A 333-nucleotide genomic window follows, 5' to 3' on the forward strand; every position below is an offset into this window, starting at 1 on the left:
GGGTCTGCCTTCATTACCCTATGTATTCAGGTAAAGATTCTATCCCATTACGGATAGAGGGTTTCCCCATTCGGAAATCTCCGGATCAAAGCTTACTTACAGCTCCCCGAAGCATATCGGTGTTAGTACCGTCCTTCATCGGCTCCTAGTGCCAAGGCATCCACCGTGCGCCCTTTCTAACTTAACCTATGGTTAATTTGTTTCTACTCATTTAAGAGAGAAAACCTAAAATGGCGATACTCAGTTTCTTTCTTGACTTTTTTACTTTATCTAGTTTTCAAAGAACAACTTGATGGAAGTTTATAAGGATGGTTATTTTTGCTTCGCAAAAAA

Annotated in this window: 1 rRNA gene; it reads right to left on the minus strand. The window is 40.2% G+C overall.

The features are described from left to right. Nucleotides 1-187, minus strand: a 23S ribosomal RNA gene (locus M3175_RS24695); the annotation flags it as partial. Nucleotides 188-333: the final 146 nt, after the last annotated feature.

This window comes from Robertmurraya korlensis, from assembly GCF_023715225.1.
Classification (GTDB): Bacteria; Bacillota; Bacilli; order Bacillales; family Cytobacillaceae; genus Robertmurraya_A.